The organism is Jiangella anatolica, from assembly GCF_003236295.1.
GTDB classification, from domain to species: Bacteria; Actinomycetota; Actinomycetes; order Jiangellales; family Jiangellaceae; genus Jiangella; species Jiangella anatolica.
The window spans coordinates 1-860 of the sequence record NZ_POTW01000201.1 but is presented as its reverse complement, the minus strand read 5'-3'; the positions used below and the strand labels follow the sequence as shown (position 1 = coordinate 860).

Sequence of the window (860 nt, the reverse complement as noted above, 5' to 3'; positions counted from 1 at the left end):
GGGGCGGGCGGCGGGCGTCGTCCGGCGTCGCGGATGGCGTTGAGGCTGCGGTGGGTCGCGATCCGGTACAGCCAACTGCGCACCGACGCGCGGCCCTCGAACTCCGTCAGCCCGCGCCAGGCCGCGAGCAGCGTCTCCTGCACGACGTCCTCGGCGTCGGCGACGCGGCCGAGCAGCCGGTAGCAGTGCAGCTGCAGCTCGCGGCGGTACGGGTCGACGAGCTCGGCGAACGCGTCGTGGTCGCCGGCCCGCGCGCGGTCGAGGAGCGGGGCGGTCACCGTCGCATCGTCGCACGACCGTTCCGATCGGTCCGGCTCCGGTGTCTGCACGGGTGAAGGTCTCCATCGAGAAAGGGAACGATCATGACTGGTGCTGCCCTGGACGTCGCGCTCGCCTACCACCGCGCGTGGGCCGGCGGCGACCTCGACGGCGCGCTGCGCTACATCGCCGACGACATCGTCTGCGAGGCCCCGCCCGGTCTTCTGTCCGGTGCGGACGCCTATCGGGCGTTCCTGGAGCCGTACGTGTCGCAGCTGGTCAGCGCCACGCTGATCGCCGCGTTCGGCGACGACTCGACGGCGCTCGTCATGTACGACTCGGTCACCCAGCTGGTCGCGAAGGCGCCGGGAGCGGAGTGCGTCCGGGTCGAGGACGGCCGGATCGTGCACAGCTGGTTCATCTTCGACCGTGCGCCGTTCATGGCGGCCCGGGCGGCCATGGTTGGATCGGGGGATGCCCAAGGCACCGCTTCCTGACGACGTCAGCGCGTTCCTCGCCCGGCCCAACCCGGCCGTGATGGCGACGATCGGCCCGGGCGGGCCGGTCACCGTCGCGACCTGGTACCTGTGGGAGGGCGGGCG

2 protein-coding genes and 1 pseudogene are annotated in these 860 nt (G+C 72.6%); 2 read left to right on the top strand and 1 reads right to left on the bottom strand.

All coding sequences use genetic code 11. The features are described 5' to 3' along the window. Nucleotides 1-278 (bottom strand): sigma-70 family RNA polymerase sigma factor (locus C1I92_RS32965; RefSeq protein ID WP_146605388.1); only part of this gene is annotated, 278 nt, incomplete at its 3' end. Nucleotides 279-362: 84 nt separating this feature from the next. Here C1I92_RS32965 and C1I92_RS32960 point away from each other — a divergent pair. Both C1I92_RS32960 and C1I92_RS35730 read left to right on the top strand, forming a co-directional pair. Beyond that, nucleotides 363-755 carry a nuclear transport factor 2 family protein gene (locus tag C1I92_RS32960; protein ID WP_111258841.1) on the top strand — a complete coding sequence of 131 codons (393 nt, stop codon included), beginning with the start codon at nt 363-365 and terminating at the stop codon, nt 753-755. Then, a pseudogene (locus tag C1I92_RS35730) lies at nt 733-860 on the top strand (PPOX class F420-dependent oxidoreductase); the annotation flags it as partial. The gene C1I92_RS32960 and the pseudogene C1I92_RS35730, both read left to right, overlap by 23 nt.